Consider the following 17,685-nt stretch of genomic DNA (forward strand, 5'->3'; position numbering starts at 1 on the left):
GGCAACTGCTTGTGATCAGTTTTTGTTAAACGAAATCGTAATCCCTCTCTTCTTCAACTCTTTCATGAAAGCATGAAATTTCTCTCCAGTTATTAATTGTTCAATCGGGAGAACGCCCTGATCAGCAATCTTGCCTCTCGCCATCCAATCTGCCACTACTACTGCTGGAAAAGCTGTCGTTTTCGCCATCGAAGTAATGTTACGTTCCCGGTCGTACAGGTCGACCATCTCCCATGTAAATGTTGCTGTTTCCCCATCTCGTTTTCCTTTTGCAATGACCCTTAATACGGTTGTATCTTCAATGGAGCCGCTTTTAAGTTTGGGCTCCAACAATGCGGTCGTCACCTGTTGCGGACTGATCATAATGCCGTCTATGTTGAGTGTTTTTTCATCCAAAAATCCCAACTCGGCCAAAACCCCCATTTTGGTCCAGTGACCCTTGTAACGCACTGTTTTTTCATATATTTTTTTGACTTTATTTTTTAAAGTATGGGGGACACTATGGGCATCAGTAATAACAGCCTCGCACGCGCCCACTGGTTCCGGAAAATGAATATCTTCCAATCCCGATAGTGGGGGAAATTCAATGATTTTACCATTTTCAGCTGCCAAAGCTGGCCTTGTGTACAGTTTCATCACGCTCTCCAAGCGAAAAACGACTTGGTACCATAATGGGGGTTTGGGATGACGGGGTAACCCGCCGCAAATCATTGTCACTTCATCCGCTTCGTCCAACAATTCAGCTCCACGCGCCGCTAAAGCGTTTACAATTCCAGGCGCGACACCGCACCCCGGTACAATCAAGACGTTACTGTCTTGTGCGGCACCGTTTAACCTTTCTTTTTCTACATATTGAGAGCCGACTAAGTCCACGAGGTGGCACTTTGCTGATATCGCCGCTTGCACAGCTAGAAAACTGAGGGAATGGGGCAAGCAGGCGATCGCAATATCAGCTTCCCGCATCACGTCTGTCAGGCCTTCAACCTCGTTTAATTGTGCCAGTTTGCCTTTTACTTTCGCATTATTCGCCTGCGATACACACTGATCCAAATTCTTTTGTAAACCATCTACCGCCAGTACTTCGGCAACTGCCTCACTTTTGGCAATCTCGCATACGACTAAGTTGCCAATCATTCCGGTTCCTAGCACAACAACTCGCATAAAGTTCAACTCCTCTATCCAATCTGGGTTCAGGGGCGCGCGCTATTTTCACCCGCCCGCTTGTCCCGCATTACATATTTATGCAAAAGGTGTCCCAATAAATACGTTTCGTTATAAATTGACCGTAAGCATCGATGAAACGGCACACTTACACACAAAAAAAGCGGAATGATGTTTCATCCGCTTTTGTTTTATGGTCATTTTTTTGGTAAAGTTTATCCGATTTTACATGCAATGATCTGCCCGGGATGGTGGAAGAGTGGCTCACAACATGATGAGTCGATGAACCCATACATAACATAGCGTGCGGCCGCTTTTTCACGGCTTTTTTCTACAATAAACAGAAGAGTATGGGACACAAGCAAAGCCGTAGGACTCCCACTTCAAAATCTTGAATGAATACAAAAGGTCTGAGTGAGGGAAAACGGCACCTAAATGCCCGATTCGTTCAACTAACATTCAGTAGAAGCCCTACTGAATGAAGTTTCACTTTATTATTCTTTATTTCATCAGCTGATTTATTTGTGTCCCAGACTCCCGCATCTTTACATTATGCTTCTTCTGTCGGTGTTGGATCTGCATAACCTTCTTTATATTTTTGATCAATTTCAGAACGTATTTCCTTTATCGATTTTCCTTCCTGAAAATCCATCACCGCTTTTGCGGCAATTTCCAGGCAAACGATGCATTTTGTACCGTGATCATCCCATACGACTGCACCATCTTCCTTATTTTCATGAACAAAGCAATCATAATTGTCTTTATGCCCGACAGAATCTCCGCAGCCGCAATAACAAGGCATTTTCTCCAATAAATCTTTGTTAAGTGCCGCCGCTTTATAAATCGTTTGCATGTCTTCCGGCTTTTCTTTTAAAAACTCGGGAAGCACCGTTGTCCCGCTCGTTTCTTCACGAATATCCGCAGCAGCGACTTGTTGATCTTTATTTGAATCATCTTGTGGTTTTTCTTCCCCTGACTGTGAACAGGCTGCCAGCAACAGCATCCCAAACAACATCCCACTGATTATGATCTTTTTCATGAAAGCTTCCTTTCTTTTCAAATTCTTCAATGTATATTCTACTGTTGTTCATAGCCATTCTCAACATATGTCACATGACATTCTGTTTCTCCGCCGTTTTTACTACTGCAAAAAAGGGGAAACTGCGAGATTTCGTAAATTATGGTAAAATAGAACTGGTGAAATGGGGGAGTTAGTATGTCCAGCGGTTTATGGACTCTGATTTTAGCATTTATAATTATTGGAATGTTAACTGCTTGGGGGGTTACACAAACAAAAAGAAATATCCAAAAAGGGAAAAGATATACGACAGGTTCGATTTTATTTTTTGTAGGAGTAGCCTTGGGAATTGGATTTATTATTTTCGCCAGAAGTATGACCAATTTAGACTTGATTCTTTTCTGGCTCATTTTAGCTATGGGGTGTATGGCTGCAGCTTCGATCGCGCTTCTCATCGGGTTTTATTCCGAAAAAAGCGGTAAATAAAATTTGAATAGAAAGTAGGAATGACGCCTATGAACATCAGGCATATCCGCCTGGAGGACGCCGAGCAGTTTACTCATTTACTTGTAAGCATCGATTCTTCCAATATGATGTTGTTTGATCCTGGAGAAAGAAAAACGAGCATAGAACAGGAAGAGCAACGCATTGAAAAAATTCTTCTCCAAAGCAATTCTACAATCATTGTAGCCGAAGAAGAGGATAGACTGGTCGGTTATGTGATGGTCCTCGGCGGGACAACAACAAGAAACCAGCATTCTGCCCGTATTGTAACCGGAGTTGTAGAGGAACACCGGGGAAAAGGTGTTGCCGAAAAAATGTTGAAGGAGGCTTTCCGGTGGGCGAAAGAAGTTGGGGTGACCCGACTCGGCCTTACAGTGATAAAACACAATGAAAAGGCTTACGAACTATATAAAAAGCTTGGTTTTGAAGTTGAGGGCGAAAGGGTCCATTCACTGATGATCAACGGAAAGCCGATTGACGAACTATATTTATATAAACTATTATCGTAAACAAGAATGTGAATGTGATAGAAAGCAGCTCTTGCATTAAACCGTTTGGCGATTGCCACGGTAGGCAAAAGGAGCTGCTTTTCTATTTCCATTTACTCTGCCTTGTCTTCAGGTCTGATGTCATCAATGGGTACAAATACTTCCAAATGCCTGTACAAGTTGTTAAACTCGGCTGGCAAAAGTCCTCCATATTCTCCATCAATGTTTAATTGCATTTTTTCTTTCGACTTGACTTTGATATGGTTTGCTTTGGAATAAATTAAATTGGGATCGTTGATATGTTCTCCCCGGAGTGCGAGTGTTGCAATTCTGATAAACTCGGCCAGATTCGTTTTTTTCAAGATAAGCAATGTAAACAAGCCATCGTTAATGGAAGAGTCCGGCGCCAGTTTTTCAAACCCGCCAACGGAATTTGTCAGCGCGACCAGAAATAACATGATTTCCCCTTCAAACAGTTTCCCGTCATATTCGATGCTCACTTCTGAGGAACGAATAGATGGCAGCATTTCGATACCTTTTAAGTAATAGGCAAGCTGTCCAAGGACCGTTTTCAATTTGGCAGGTACTTCATACGTCAGTTCGGTCAGTCTTCCGCCTCCGGCAATATTGATAAAGTAACTGTCATTCATCTTGCCGATGTCAATTGGGATCGTATGGCCAGCCGTAATGATATCGACGGCGGCATCTATATCCCGGGGCATTTGCAAAGCACGGGCGAAGTCATTCGTTGTTCCCGTGGGGATCACACCCAATTTTGGACGGTAATCCTGCTCCGCAAGGCCGTTGACCACTTCATTGATCGTTCCATCCCCGCCCGCACAGATGACAACATCATACTTTCTTTCTACAGCTATACGTGCAGCTTTTTTCGCGTCGCCCGCACCAGTTGTCGCGTGGCAAGAAGTTTCATAGCCGGCCATTTCCAGTTTTTGAAGGACTTCGGCAATATGGCGTTTAAAGATTTCTCGCCCGGCTGTGGGATTATAAATTATTCGTGCTCTTTTCATGTACATCCATCCTTCATCAGCTAACAACCAAAAATTCCTGAAATGTATTGTAAGAAGATTTTTTCGAAAGATCTTTCCTCAACAATCATACCTTTTTTTCTCCAGAAAATCTACTTAGTGGACATTTACTGCATCAGCTCCGACGATTGTTAGCGTGTGTGCGCCATTTCCAATCGTCATAGTAGCTGAAAGAGGGCCATACTCTCCCCTATTTTCTCTTTCGTTGCTTTTATCTTGAACATTTTCCCAGTCCCCTTGTCCGAGATTGTGACTGTTTTGAACGGAAATATTCATGTTTGCCGATTTTTCCGCTTTCACTTCAACAACTCCTGCTCCCTCGATTTTCCAATCGTTTTCTATTTGCCGGGGGCTCGCTTTGATCATATGGTTTTTTGCATCCACTTCCAACTTCATTCCCGTTGGCACGAGTAATGTCGCTTCGGCGGTCAAATGTTCGGAAAACCGATGATACGGAAGCTCCTTCATTTTGATAAACAAGGTGTCGCCTTTTTTTTCAACGAGTGCGTAATCTGAAACTTCTTTTAATGAGGGCGAGGAAGTTTCACTTGCCTTTTCTTCTTCATACGTCCCAAATAGAGAAACGTGTTGCTCTTGGGTCCCTTCGATGTTAAGCGGGTAGGACCAGGAATCCACAACGATTCGCTTGACCCCCGCCAAGGAGGTTTCCTCATATTTCGGCAAGTTCTCCGTTCTCACTTCCGCCTTCATGACTTGCTCCGCCACCGCCAATATACCCGTTGAATGGGCCAGTACCATGGCGACACCTGCCGTTCCGATTAAACCGATAAAAATAATGCTAATAAAATCATATTGGACTGCAGCATTTTCCTTTTTCGCTATTCTCAAATAAAGGAGGATCTCAAGACCTAAAATGATAAGCAGCGTTGGCCACCAGGACAATAATACATATCCTGGATCCCACTGGAAAACCTGGGTTAATAAAAGGAATAAGCCCAATAATAATAGGGCGGCCCCCATGGAAAATGAGCCAACTCTCCACATTCTCATTTCGCATCCCCCTCTTTGGCTGTCGCGCTTGATTTTTTTCCCATTAATACCTTAATCCCGCCTCCGATCAAGATCAGGCATAGAATCGCCTGTTGGAGATAACCGTAGACAAAATCGTGAAAATTCGTATTTAGAAATTCTTCAAGTGCCGGCTCAGCTAACGGAATAAAAATGTTCATAACCAGGTAATAAAAACCCAAAACAATTAAACCTAAACCAAGCCATTTCTGGTGATTGGCCAGATATGATACGAGTGGCTCATCCTCTACTTCCCCGGTACCGTATAGAGAGGCTTTTTGCATGCTGTCAAAAAAGCTGTAAAACCAAATGATCGGAATGATAAAAAGGAAAAGACCCAGGCTTAACACATCCAATATATAGATGGAGAACAAAAAGGCCGCCATCAGTTGAATTCCGCGTTTTTGCAGGCCAAGATACAGGTGCCCCGCCCCTGGCATGATAGAAAGCAACGCAGCTACTGATTTGCTTTTTTTACCGCCCGCTCTCCGCTTTTCTAGGTCTTCCAAAACGGAGATGTCCTCAAGCGTTTCCCCTTTCTGTTTCCGTTCAAGCAATTGCATGATATCAAAAAATCCATAAACCCAAATGAGCGGAAGTGCTCCCAGGAAAATAAGAAATTGACTATATCCTGACATCATGGCCACGAAAAGCACCATAACAGCCAGCCCGATAAAGATGGCAAGCAGTGTTACTCCCCTGTAAACCAATCCTAGTTGAAAGTGGCCAAGCCCGGGAACGAAAGAGAGAATGATGGCAAAAAAACGTTCCGAATCTGGTGTCTTTTCCATCAATTGTCCGTCGGGTAGCACTTCGTTAGGATTGTATAGCTTTGAGGCGGTGATCGTCGTATCAATAAAATTGATGATATACATGATCAGCCCGCCAAAAGCAAATACAAGGAAAAAGTCGCTGTTAGTAACACCGGTCGCCACCACTGAAAGGACCGGAAAGCCAAATACGATAGCCGTATAAAAAAGCCCGCGTAATACTTTTCCGAGATACATGAGCCCCCCGCCCGGAAAGAAGGCGAGCAAAAATGCAATGATCGGATTTTTATTCATCTTTATTTTCCTCCTCAAGGGTGGTTTCAATTTTTTCAGTAATGGAATCAGTGTTTTGCAAAAAGCCATTCACGATGGAACGATCCTCGTTGGCGGCAAAGGTACTGGCTATGTTCACCAATTGTGAGAATGCCCCGGTAGACATTAGTAAAAACGTCATGGCAGCAGCCACCCCGTAATGCATCAATGTTTGCTTCTTTATATTGCCGCCCGCTTTTTCCCGCGGTACTTCTTTCGGCTTTTCAATACGTTTCATCACCGAGTCGGAAAAGCTTGCTCCAACAGAATCAGCGAGAGAAGGATAATCCGCTTCCTCAACGGCTTTTACGTACAGCTCGAGGCAGTGGTTGCAGCTGTATAGATGGTTTTCATATTGAACACGCAATTCTTCATCAAGTTCGTCTTTGGCATACTGGAGCCATTGCCCATACGTCTGGTGGTTCATGAAAAATCATCCTCCTTCCAGTGCTTTTTCATCCATTGCCTTGCCCTGTACAATCTTACTTCGACCGTTTTCAATTTTACATCCAGTTTTTCAGCCAGTTCTTCATAAGTCTGTTCTTTTATGTAAAAACCTTCCACAACGTCCCTGTAATTGTCAGGAAGTTCATTCAGTCTTTTGCGGATAAGCCGTTTCCTTTCACGTTGAATCACAAGCAGTTCAACACTTTCTCCAGGCGGGGCATGACTCTTTTCCTCATACTCAACATTCATTTCTTCATGTCTTCGCGTTTTCTTTCTTTTGATATCAATGGCATGATTGACAGCAATTCTTGTAACCCACGTTGTAAAACCTTGCTTCTCATATTGGGGGAGAGAAGTATAGATTTTAAGAAATACTTCTTGCGCGGCGTCTTCCGCATCTTTTTCATTGCGCAAAACGCCATATGCAGTATGAAAGACCAGATTCCGGTATTTCTCAACGAGTATCCGGAACGCATGGTCATTTCCGCTCTTGATTTTTTCAATGAGCTGATCATCCAACCCTTCTCTCCCCCCTCTCAAACGACGTCACCTATATAGACGCAGGGCACCGGGATTTCCCTACAGTATTATGTAAAATTTATTCAAGCCTTGATTATTGTATCATTATGCCGTCAATAGAGGAGCTTCATTCGAGTAAATCAGCGGTTCAAAAAGAAATTAGAGTGGGAATTTCAAAAAATGATGATAAGATTATTTGTACTATCCGCTTTTTTTCGAGATTATCTTCCTGTTTCCGGAATTTCTTTGAATTATATTTCAGAATATTTCCTACTTTACAATCGACAATTTACTTGTCTTTTTTGGAGTTTACTAGCGACTTTTTCCATTTACTATCAACTATTTCGATTTACTCACGACTTTAGGAAAATACGATCCACTTTTTCGATCTACTCACGACTTTTGAAAAATACGATCCACTTTTTCGATTTACTCACGTCTTTTGGAAAATACAAACCCTTTTTTGAGTTACTCGCCGATTCCAAGTCAAGACTCGCTAAGATTTACTCGCGGCTTTTGTACAAATCTCGGACAAAATTTAACAGGAAAATTTCTTTTGATCATCCCCGCTTTTTTAACAGCGATGAGCGGTGACGGTCTTCTTATTAGAAAAAAACGCTCTCTTTTTTCACCCGCGGAAGAGCGGAAGTGCGCTTATTCAAGCATTTCCGCTTGTTAGTTTTCTTTGACTAAGGTTGCCTTCTTTATGCGTTTTTTCTTTCCGGAATCCCTGACACCATTTATGTCGTGGAGCCATTGACCGCTACCCGGCCACATTTCTCACTGCCTTTGGATGCTTCTGGTTAAGACTTTTAAAAAACGAAACGACCTCTTACATTCATAGAGCAGGGATTTATCGTTGCAATAAGTTCTTTGACCAACTAAAAAATGCAGGGTGATTGACTGGCACCCTGCATTTTGTCACTGAAGATATTTGGGATTTTTCTTGTCATTGTCTTGAATTTCTTTAAATAGATTGTCGGTCTATTGACCCAGTGCCGGGTCACTATGATTGCTTTGCAAATAAACCTCCATCCACTTTTTGAATTCGCCTGCGGTCAACGGTTTGGTATCGTCCATTAGCTCGTAGCCCAATTGACCATTCGGTTCAATTGTGGCTGTTTTTACATCTTCAATTTTTTCAATTCCACTCGTTCGGAGCCTCATTTCCAACTGGTCAACCGTCATCCGCAACTTTTTTAATTCAGCAACATTCAAAACCCCGTCTTGAATGACGATTCTGGACTTTCCCGTCAATAATTTTTCAAATCCATTTATTTTTACCTGCAAAAATTCTAACAGCAGCAATGTGACCACAAACGTTGCAATGACGACGAATGTATCTACCACACCTTTATCTGTGATCGGATGGACGAGAATAGTCCCGACCGCCAGCATGACAATCGTTTGGGGCAAGGTCATTTGGGCAATTGATTTTCTTCCGGATAACCGTAACAACAGGATTGCTGCTATCAGAATAGTGGCTGCTTGGAAAACGGCGTTCATGACATCATCTCCCTTAAACATTATCCTTTGCGGCAACTAGGGAAAATATTTACAAATATTTTTTGTAGTATTTCTTTCCTTTCGATCGTCTAATAGATAAATGCATCTTTCAAAGGACGGGATCACGATGATTGAAGTTAAAAATCTTTGTCATGCTTTTCGAGTGGGGAGAAAAGGGGCAACGCAAAAAATTCACGTACTGAAAGATTTATCCTTTTCAGTAAAAAAACGTGAGCTGGTTGCCATTATGGGCAGAAGCGGTTCAGGCAAATCCACGTTGCTGAATATCATAAGCGGCTTCCTGAAACCAAATCGGGGCGAGGTGAAAATTGGAGGAACGTTCGTTACAAATTTGAATGAGTCTAGGTTTGCCGAGTTCCGTCTCCATCATATCGGGTTTATCTTCCAAAACTTTCAGTTGATCCCGAGCATGACCGCCTTTCAAAATATCGAACTGCCGCTTATTTTAAAAGGAATGCGGAAAGCCGAACGAAGTATGAAAGTGGATGAAGCATTGGAAAGGGTTGGCTTACTTACATACAAGTCTCACTATCCCAGTGAGTTATCGGGAGGCCAGCAGCAGCGTGTCAGTATCGCACGCGCCCTTGTTGTCAATCCCCCTCTGATCCTTGCCGATGAACCGACTGGAAGTTTGGACAGTGAAACGGAAGATAACTTGCTGATGTTTATGAAAGAACTGAATAATGAACTTGGTATTACTTTTTTAGTCATCACCCATGATAAAAAGGTGGCGCAAATGGGAAGACGGATTCTCGAAATGGCGGATGGCAAAATGATGGAGGGTGTTCTTCCATGAGTTTGAAAGATCAATTCCGATTTGTTAAACAAAATATGAAAAAGAATAAGAGACAGATGTTCATGACGATTGTAGCAACAGCGATTGGGTGTGCATTTTTGATTGTCCTGGCGTCTGTAGGCTTTGGACTTCATAAAGCTATAATAAAAGAAATGCTGGAAGGCCGGCTTGTGACGGAAATTGATGTCAATGGAAAAGAAAATGAAGCGGGAAGCATTGATCAATTGACGGACAGGCATATTGAATATTTCGAAGCGCTGGAAAATGTGAAAGTTGTGACACGCAGGCAAAATTTACAGCAGACTCCCTCTTTTACAATTGGAGAATTCACTGCTTCTGCCGAAGCTTTCGTCCCCCACTTTCCTTCAGAACTAAAAGCAGGGTTCAAACTCTCTGAAGGAAGGCTTCCGGCAAAAGACAATGAAATTGTCGTTAGCCACACCTTTTCAAAAGACTTGTCACACAAGGCTCCAGATGGTGTCGCCCCTTATCATAAAGACGGGACTTTAAAGAACGAGCTTGCCTTTAAAGACGGTGTAGTTGGGAAAACGGTGGACATGGAAGTGCTCAAAATCAATGATGGGAAAGAAACGAAAGCGTCATTTCCCCTTACGATTGTCGGGGTTGCCGAAAAGCCCGCAAAAGACTGGCTAAGCATCTCGAATGTGTATATTTCTGAAACCATCTTACAAGAGGTTGAAAAATTCACCGGAACTCCTCGCGGCAATCCAGAAAAAAATAGTGCAAAAGAAAAAACGTATGACAGTGTAAAAATTTACGCGCAAAACGCGCAAGCGGTGTCCGATATTATTGAAAAGCTGGATGCCGACAACTATATCACCTACTCCATCCATGATGAAATGAAGCAAGTGAACAAGCTATTTATGATTATAAAAACAGGATTACTCTTTATTGGCACAATCGCAATCATTATTGCTTCTATTGGAATTTATAACACGATGACGATGGCGGTAACAGAACGGGCGCCGGACATTGGGATTATGAAAGCGATCGGGGCCAAGCCAAAAACAATAAAAAGTATTTTTTTATTGGAAAGCAGTTATATCGGCTTCCTAGGTGCCGTAATCGGATCAGTTGTTGCTTACGGAATCAGTTCTCTCGTTAACTTTTCTTTTCCCCTCGTTTTTGAACATGTTTTTGATGAGACTTTTCCCGAAGGACTTCTGTTCTCCTATATTCCCTGGACATTAACCATCAGCAGTATGGCAATCTGCTTCATTGTCACCATTTTTTCCGGCTGGAGACCGGCGCAGCGCGCCACAAAAATAGATGTATTAAGAGCCATTCGAAGAGAAGTGTAATGGAAAATCCTGAAGGGATTCCCCTCTCCTTCAGGATGTTTTTCACAAACAGGATTCTTTTACCCCTGGTTCTACAATGCTTTAAGAGTCGTTTCTTCTATCTCACTTTTTTGTTTGGCGTTTTCTGAATAGGAGTGCAACGTGTTAAATAACTCTTCTACATGCGCTTGCTTTTTCGTTAAAAGAGAGACAGCCACATACAAAATGAGATTGTATAACAATCCAAACTTGATGAAATCGTGATGAAAAAAAGCATTTTAATGTTATTTTGCATTCCCATAAGGAGGCATGATCATGGATCTTAAAATCGTCCATGGAAACTGTTTGAAGTAAAATGAAAACCTCTCTCATCATACCCTTCACTCAATTCCCAAAAAGTTCAGCAATAAAGACTTGTTGGCAAGTTACGGCGGGGAATGAAGGCCCCTTGTTTACCATGGAGGATGGAAAAATCGCATTAATGATGACTTTTGATGCGGGATTCCCTGAAATGTCACGCATATATGCCTTAAATGGAGCTGAAATGATCGTCGTGTTGTCAGCGCATGTTGTTCCTTATCAAATCTATCACAAAATTATGATGAGAGCCCGGGCATTGGAGAATCAGCTTTTTCTGGCAGTCGTCAATAAGGTTGGCCTGGAAGAACAATCTGTTTATTTTGGTGAAAGTGCCATTATTTCACCATATGGTGACTACTTAAATAAAACGGATCATCAAGAAAAAGTGATTATAGAAAGCATTGATCTATCATTGGTTTACAAGACGAGAGAGAGTTTGTCCATGAAATATCTTGAAAATAGAAACGTGAATTATTTTAAGAAGAGCAGGTTGTGTAAATGAAAGCAGCAAAGCAATAGAAGGAAAACACTCACCGTCAGTTTGAGGTGAGTGTCTTTTCCAAGTAGAAATGAAACTACATTTTTTTATAGACCGGAATATCATAAATGAGTTTATAAGAGCCTAGTAGACTATATAAATTATGAATTTGATTAATTTGTTTTACTGCCCAACCGATATCCGTTGCATATTGATGGGAGGCTCTTCCATTTGCAGCTGATGCCGCCGGGTTCCATCTCATTTTATATATGGTATTCTGGCCTTTGCCAATATAACCTTGTGCAATGAATTTTGCCCCGCCAATAATCGCATCTTCAGGTGTGAACCAGCCTGCATTATAGGCAAATTGAGCGCCTTTTGCCACTGCGTCTCCATCTTTTGCACCGATGCCGTACATATTATAGACCGTTCTTCCATTTACTTTGACACCATTTGCCAATCTGGAAGAGCCGTTGCCTGTTTCCAACAATGCATGGGAAATTAAATATAGTTCGTTAACTCCGTATAACTGTCCTGCTCTTATGAAAGCAGCAGCTTTTCCACTTAATATTCCTTTTCTGTAAAGAATATTTTGATTTACTTCTGTCGCTTGAATATGTGTAGGTTTGGATAAATTGATAAACTGCAGCGACTTGACCGGATCATTCACAAAGTTGTTTGGGTCCACATAATATCTTACATCATCTGGACTTGCATTCACCCAAGTCTTATTATATTGTACCTGATACCATGTATGACCGTCTGTACCTTTTATAGAAGAAATGATTTTTAAACGAGTGCCCCTTTGAACTTGTCCTACTGTCCAAAAGTTTGTTCCGGCTCCGCCCCTTACGTTCCAGTTGCTTCCTTGAACAATTCCTGATGAACGAGAATCCATTTTTAATGCATCTGCCCGTATGTATGTTTGATATTTCTTGTCGGTCTGCGGCTTTGCCGCCATTTGAATCTTGACCATTTCATCTAACGTCAGATCATAATTGCTATACATTGTGGATCCTTTACCATTCTCTTGTGGTGTATCCAATTTGGCGGATAAATATTGTGAGCTCACATAACCGGTTTTTCCGTTCACCGATACTTTGGCCCAGCCATCTTTTTCAGAAAGAAAATTAACGACAGTACCATTGGCCAGTTTTGCAATAACCGAGGCACTTAGTGATGGCGATGACCGCAAATTTAAATTTGATCCTGCATTTATGTTTACATATTTGACCTGTCCTCCGGGAGCATTGTTATCTTGCCCACCGCCTGTAGCAGGAGGTGTAGCCGCGAGATATTTTGACTGGACATATCCATCCTTGCCATAGGCGCGAATTTTGGCCCATCCATTTTCTTCTGAGTATACAAGCACTGGAACTCCCGAGGCTATGTTTACCATGACTGATGCCTGTGATGAAGGTTTCGTGTGCATGCTTATTCCAGAAATAGATGCATGATTGACATATTTCGTTATCGTTTTTCCTGGGGCCGAAGGACTCGGAGTTGGCGCTGTTGGCGCACCCGACTGGCTTGACAAGTATTGACTGCTTACATAGCCGGTCTTGCCGTTTGCCGTTACTTTTGCCCAGCCGTTGGATTCCGATAGCACTGATACTTGGGTACCTCTGGACAATTTGCCGATAACTGATCCACGCGTTGACGCTGTGCTCCGCAGGTTCAGGTTAGAGCCGGCATTTACCGACACAAATTTCGTTGTCACTTTGCCTGGTGCAGAAGGACTCGGAGTGGCCGAACCCGACTGGCTTGACAAGTATTGACTGCTTACATAGCCGGTCCTGCCGTTTGCCGTTACTTTTGCCCAACCGTTGGATTCCGAGATCACTGACACTTGGGTCCCTCTGGACAATTTGCCGATAACTGATCCACGCGTTGACGCTGTGCTCCTGAGATTCAGATTGGAGCCGGCATTTACCGACACAAATTTCGTTATCGTTTTTCCTGGGGCAGAAGGACTCGGAGTGGCCGAACCCGACTGGCTTGACAAGTATTGACTGCTTACATAGCCTGTCTTACCGTTTGCTGTCACTTTTGCCCAACCGTTGGATTCTGATAGCACTGATACTTGGGTACCTCTGGACAATTTGCCGATAACTGATCCACGCGTTGACGCTGTGCTCCTGAGATTCAGATTGGAGCCGGCATTTACCGACACATATTTCGTTATCGTTTTTCCTGGGGCCGAAGGACTCGGAGTGGCCGAACCCGACTGGCTTGATAAGTATTGACTGCTTACATAGCCGGTCCTGCCGTTTGCTGTCACTTTTGCCCAACCGTTGGATTCCGATAGCACTGAGACTTTTGTACCTTTGGACAGACGGGCGATGACCGAACCACGCGTTGACGCTGTGCTCCGCAGGTTCAGATTGGAGCCGGCATTTACCGACACATATTTCGTTGTCGTTTTGCCTGGTGCAGAAGGACTTGGTTTAGGCGCTGTTGGTGTGCTCGACTGGCTTGATAAGTACTGACTGCTTACATAGCCGGTCTTGCCATTCGCCGTCACTTTTGCCCAGCCGTTGGATTCTGATAACACCGAGACTTTTGTACCATTGGACACCCTGCCAATGACTGACCCGCTCGTCGATGGCGTGCTCCTGAGATTCAAATTGGAGCCAGGATTTACCGACACATATTTCGTTGTCGTTTTTCCTGGGGCAGAAGGACTTGGTTTAGGCGCTGTTGGTGTGCTCGACTGGCTCGACAAGTACTGACTGCTTACATAGCCGGTCTTACCATTCGCCGTCACTTTTGCCCAGCCGTTGGATTCTGATAACACCGAGACTTTTGTACCATTGGATACCCTGCCAATGACTGACCCGCTCGTCGATGGCGTGCTCCTGAGATTCAAATTGGAGCCGGCATTTACCGACACATATTTCGTTGTCGTTTTTCCTGGGGCAGAAGGACTCGGTTTAGGCGCTGGTGGTGTGCTCGACTGGCTTGACAAGTACTGACTGCTTACATAGCCGGTCTTACCATTCGCTGTCACTTTTGCCCAGCCGTTGGATTCTGATAACACTGAGACTTTTGTACCTCTGGACAGACGGGCGATGACCGATCCGCTCGTCGATGGCGTGCTCCTAAGATTGAGTACAGAGCCGGAATTCACAGAGACAATTTTGCTCTCATTTTGAGACTTTAAAACACTTGATGGTTCTGCAGCCTGAACGGCCTCTTGAAACGCGGTTGTCGATAGGGCTGCAAAACACAAACCGGGAATAATCAGCTTTTTTTTCATTTTTTCACTCCCTTTTTTAGGAACTCATACTTTCATCCTACCATAAGCACTTAAATTGGTAAATGTTTAATATTTTGGTAGAATTTTGGGGAGTTTTGTAGAAAAAAAGCATGATTTCTTTATGACATGTAGTGAAGTTTTAATTTATCTCAATATTTTTTAAAAAATGTTTATACCATGTTTTTCCAAAAAGGCGAGAGCATATGCTGTCGAATGTTTATCAATCTGGTAAACTTCCTGGATTAAATTCATCCATCTGTCCGGATTGTGAAGACGAATTTCACTAATATTCCGGAGTGTCATGACTTTCATCGTGTCGTTGCGCAGAAAAAAACATTGATGACCATTAAACCGAACGGCTGTAATTCTTCGCATGGTAATGTTTTCATCCCGATCATCGTACGATTCATCTATATCAGCCGTTATCTCTTCTTCCGACAACGGTTCCCAATCAATCTGCTTTTTGATAAATGACTTTCCATTTGATCTACGGTCAATTTCATACTTGTCGGAGCCGGCTTTTGTGAAAATGATCTCTTCTCCGAAACCGTGCAATATGTGACGGTGCTTTGCTTCCAATTCAATGGGCTTCATGATGGGAGACCCGTAGCCCACATCCACATACAAGCGTTTTCCGGCTATTTTGACCATAATCGCCAAATGAGATGGGTTTACTCTGACGAGTGAACAGTGAAAGCCAAGCTCAGCCAGCAGGCGGGAAAAATTAATATTGAGTGTGAAGCATGTTCCGCCCCACCCCTTTTCCGTCAAGTTTTTAACAAATAGGGGTAAAGAAGGGACAAACTCCGAACCATGTGTATAATAATAAAACTTGCTAAACGTTTCGTAAGGTACGATCGACAGATGGTGTTGGATGAGCCTTTGCAAGTAATTTATGGTTGGAGGTTCTGTTTTTAACCGTAAATGATGCAAATATTGCTCGACAACTGTTTCCATCCGTTCTCACCTCCCAATTTGGCGGTGTATTCCAATCTGTATTTATTATAACATGCCCTGCTCATGACACAGCCACTTGCAAGAACCCAATACTGAATTCGCCATTTGCCTATTATCATGCTGCAAACCCATATCGTAATCATCATGACGTGTTTCAAGTGGATTCAAACATTTTTTCCAACAAGAACAAGCTTCCAAACTAAAATAAGCTTGCCCTCCTCCGTAGCCTTCATCGCTGTGAAAAACACCATAAATCTCTCCATTCGGATTCATTAACCTGTTTGGGGATTAGAAATGAACGTTACTCTATGAGTTGCAAAAGAGCATCCATTGGCCTCATCCACCCTGTATGGATGTTTGTCCATTATTCGAAATGATTCATTGAATGCAGGTTCTACAATTTAAGAGATGAAGCATTTTATCAGCACCATCCACCACAATGTCATCATTTTACGAGATCAGCTTTAAACCAATAGCCGCCCCTAAGATCATTGCAATGAAAATAATTCTTTTCCAATTTTTTGATTCACCATAAAAAAACATTCCTAATATAGCTCCACCGGATGCACCGATTCCTGTCCAAATCGCATATGCTGTTCCCATGGGCAATGTTTTCATTGCATGTGCAAGAAAAAGAAAGCTTGTTCCAAATCCAAGAATTAACAATGCCAGCGATTGCCAATTGCCGTCTTTATGCCACTTATTTATCATTAAAACACCCAATATTTCACACAAGCCTGCAACTACTAAGGAAGCCCATGCCATTAAGATTCAGCTCCTTCTTTAACGTTGTCTTTAGTCACTAATTTCAAGCCGATTACGCCTGCTAATAAAACCAGTATCAAAATGATTTTTGTTATATTAAATGGTTCATCAAAAAATACAATATCTGAAAAAGCCGTCCCTGCTGTACCCAAACCTACAAATACCGCATAGACCGTTCCAACAGGAAGTTTTCTGCCTGCCATAATCATTAAATAAAAACTGACAACAATAGAAATAACCGTCCCTGTCCAAGTCGCAAAATTATCTGCGTGTTTTAATCCAATAACCCAAAAGACTTCAAATACAGCAGCAATAACTACTTTAATCCAGCTTGTATTCATTTCACCGACACCCTCCATTTTGATGATTTCCATAACGCAAAAAAAAAGCCTAAGAGATAACTGTTAAACAGTATCTCCCAGGCTTTTATCCTTCCGTGACACAGCAGAGCTGCGAGTTTCCTCTTGGTCCAGGCTAACATACTTTGTTACGGAACCCTAGAAAACATTTACCTTATTTCATTAGGTAAAATTATACACAAATATAGCCTTTATTCAAGTTTTAAGTGTAATCATATATCCATAATCAATCGAGGTCCAAAGTAGAGTGCGTATGTTGCCTCATTAAACTTTTACTGAATTGCATAAATCTCTGCGCTGTAATCTCAAAAGGGACTGGGACATAAGCAAATACGAAATAGAAAAACCGAACAATTCATTTATAATTGTTCGGTTTATTTGTGTGAAAAAAATTCCTATCTTCGCTACGTCAACATATTTCGCTTTCCGCAGGTCTCTTCAGCTTCCTTGGAAAGCAAAGTTCGCTTTCCTGCGGGATCTTCAGCTCGAGCTATTCCAACAGGAGTCTACCTATTTTGACTACGCTAAAAGCTTGCGTATGATACACTGGGACAATTGATCCGGCATGTAAGGTGCCGTATACTCCCAC

Annotated in this window: 17 protein-coding genes and 1 riboswitch; of the genes, 5 read left to right on the top strand and 12 right to left on the bottom strand. The window is 42.5% G+C overall.

Annotation, left to right across the window (positions count from 1 at the left end):
* Positions 1-15: 15 nt before the first annotated feature.
* Together MHB50_RS13965 and MHB50_RS13970 are read right to left on the bottom strand one after the other, a co-directional pair.
* Positions 16-1,161 (bottom strand): saccharopine dehydrogenase C-terminal domain-containing protein, encoded by a 1,146-nt coding sequence (locus MHB50_RS13965; RefSeq protein WP_340083960.1) that lies wholly within the window; start codon positions 1,159-1,161, stop codon positions 16-18.
* Positions 1,162-1,711: 550 nt separating this feature from the next.
* Positions 1,712-2,200, bottom strand: coding sequence for a PCYCGC motif-containing (lipo)protein (locus tag MHB50_RS13970; protein WP_339164312.1), 489 nt, complete (start codon positions 2,198-2,200; stop codon positions 1,712-1,714).
* 177 nt (positions 2,201-2,377) lie between these two features.
* Here MHB50_RS13970 and MHB50_RS13975 point away from each other — a divergent pair, with 177 nt between their 5' ends.
* Positions 2,378-2,665, top strand: coding sequence for a hypothetical protein (locus MHB50_RS13975; protein WP_339164314.1), 288 nt, complete (start codon positions 2,378-2,380; stop codon positions 2,663-2,665).
* A gap of 29 nt (positions 2,666-2,694) precedes the next feature.
* The gene (locus tag MHB50_RS13980; RefSeq protein ID WP_339164317.1) at positions 2,695-3,192 is read left to right on the top strand and encodes a GNAT family N-acetyltransferase; all 498 of its coding nucleotides are present in this window, start codon (positions 2,695-2,697) and stop codon (positions 3,190-3,192) included.
* Positions 3,193-3,284: 92 nt separating this feature from the next.
* Here the strand turns inward: MHB50_RS13980 and MHB50_RS13985 are convergent, their stop codons facing one another.
* The 6 genes from MHB50_RS13985 to MHB50_RS14010 form a co-directional block, all read right to left on the bottom strand.
* Entirely contained in the window at positions 3,285-4,199 is a 915-nt protein-coding gene (locus tag MHB50_RS13985; protein WP_339164319.1) for a diacylglycerol kinase, read from the bottom strand.
* A gap of 114 nt (positions 4,200-4,313) precedes the next feature.
* Positions 4,314-5,228 carry a hypothetical protein gene (locus MHB50_RS13990; RefSeq protein WP_340083961.1) on the bottom strand — a complete coding sequence of 305 codons (915 nt, stop codon included), beginning with the start codon at positions 5,226-5,228 and terminating at the stop codon, positions 4,314-4,316.
* A complete protein-coding gene (locus MHB50_RS13995; RefSeq protein WP_340083962.1) occupies positions 5,225-6,310 on the bottom strand; it encodes a hypothetical protein in 1,086 nt (361 codons plus the stop codon). Before MHB50_RS13995 ends, MHB50_RS13990 begins: the two co-directional genes overlap by 4 nt.
* Positions 6,303-6,755 (bottom strand): hypothetical protein, encoded by a 453-nt coding sequence (locus tag MHB50_RS14000; RefSeq protein ID WP_340083963.1) that lies wholly within the window; start codon positions 6,753-6,755, stop codon positions 6,303-6,305. The genes MHB50_RS13995 and MHB50_RS14000 overlap by 8 nt, the downstream gene beginning before the upstream one ends.
* Positions 6,752-7,294 carry a sigma-70 family RNA polymerase sigma factor gene (locus MHB50_RS14005; RefSeq protein ID WP_077110079.1) on the bottom strand — a complete coding sequence of 181 codons (543 nt, stop codon included), beginning with the start codon at positions 7,292-7,294 and terminating at the stop codon, positions 6,752-6,754. Before MHB50_RS14005 ends, MHB50_RS14000 begins: the two co-directional genes overlap by 4 nt.
* 984 nt (positions 7,295-8,278) lie before the next feature.
* Entirely contained in the window at positions 8,279-8,800 is a 522-nt protein-coding gene (locus tag MHB50_RS14010; protein WP_340083964.1) for a YetF domain-containing protein, read from the bottom strand.
* A gap of 127 nt (positions 8,801-8,927) precedes the next feature.
* Between MHB50_RS14010 and MHB50_RS14015 the strand changes: the two genes are divergently transcribed.
* From MHB50_RS14015 to MHB50_RS14025, 3 genes are all read left to right on the top strand, one after another.
* A complete protein-coding gene (locus tag MHB50_RS14015; protein WP_340083965.1) occupies positions 8,928-9,617 on the top strand; it encodes an ABC transporter ATP-binding protein in 690 nt (229 codons plus the stop codon).
* Complete coding sequence (locus MHB50_RS14020) at positions 9,614-10,939, top strand: FtsX-like permease family protein (protein WP_340083966.1); 1,326 nt, start codon at positions 9,614-9,616, stop codon at positions 10,937-10,939. Before MHB50_RS14015 ends, MHB50_RS14020 begins: the two co-directional genes overlap by 4 nt.
* A 436-nt stretch (positions 10,940-11,375) precedes the next feature.
* Positions 11,376-11,780, top strand: a complete 405-nt coding sequence (locus tag MHB50_RS14025) for a carbon-nitrogen hydrolase family protein (protein ID WP_171973810.1) — start codon at positions 11,376-11,378, stop codon at positions 11,778-11,780.
* Between the two features lie 73 nt (positions 11,781-11,853).
* On the opposite strand, the gene MHB50_RS14030 is transcribed toward MHB50_RS14025, so the two are convergent.
* From MHB50_RS14030 to MHB50_RS14045, 4 genes are all read right to left on the bottom strand, one after another.
* Positions 11,854-15,015, bottom strand: a complete 3,162-nt coding sequence (locus tag MHB50_RS14030) for an SH3 domain-containing protein (RefSeq protein WP_340083967.1) — start codon at positions 15,013-15,015, stop codon at positions 11,854-11,856.
* Between the two features lie 159 nt (positions 15,016-15,174).
* Positions 15,175-15,972: an arylamine N-acetyltransferase gene (locus MHB50_RS14035; RefSeq protein WP_340083968.1), complete on the bottom strand. Its 798-nt coding sequence runs from the start codon at positions 15,970-15,972 to the stop codon at positions 15,175-15,177.
* 450 nt (positions 15,973-16,422) lie between these two features.
* Complete coding sequence (locus tag MHB50_RS14040; RefSeq protein WP_077110043.1) at positions 16,423-16,737, bottom strand: multidrug efflux SMR transporter; 315 nt, start codon at positions 16,735-16,737, stop codon at positions 16,423-16,425.
* A complete protein-coding gene (locus MHB50_RS14045; RefSeq protein WP_077110077.1) occupies positions 16,737-17,078 on the bottom strand; it encodes a multidrug efflux SMR transporter in 342 nt (113 codons plus the stop codon). The genes MHB50_RS14040 and MHB50_RS14045 overlap by 1 nt, the downstream gene beginning before the upstream one ends.
* Before the next feature lie 72 nt (positions 17,079-17,150).
* A riboswitch (guanidine-I (ykkC/yxkD leader) is annotated at positions 17,151-17,249 on the bottom strand.
* Positions 17,250-17,685: the final 436 nt, after the last annotated feature.

It is taken from the genome of Siminovitchia sp. FSL H7-0308 (assembly GCF_037980985.1).
Taxonomy (GTDB): domain Bacteria; phylum Bacillota; class Bacilli; order Bacillales; family Bacillaceae_C; genus Siminovitchia; species Siminovitchia thermophila.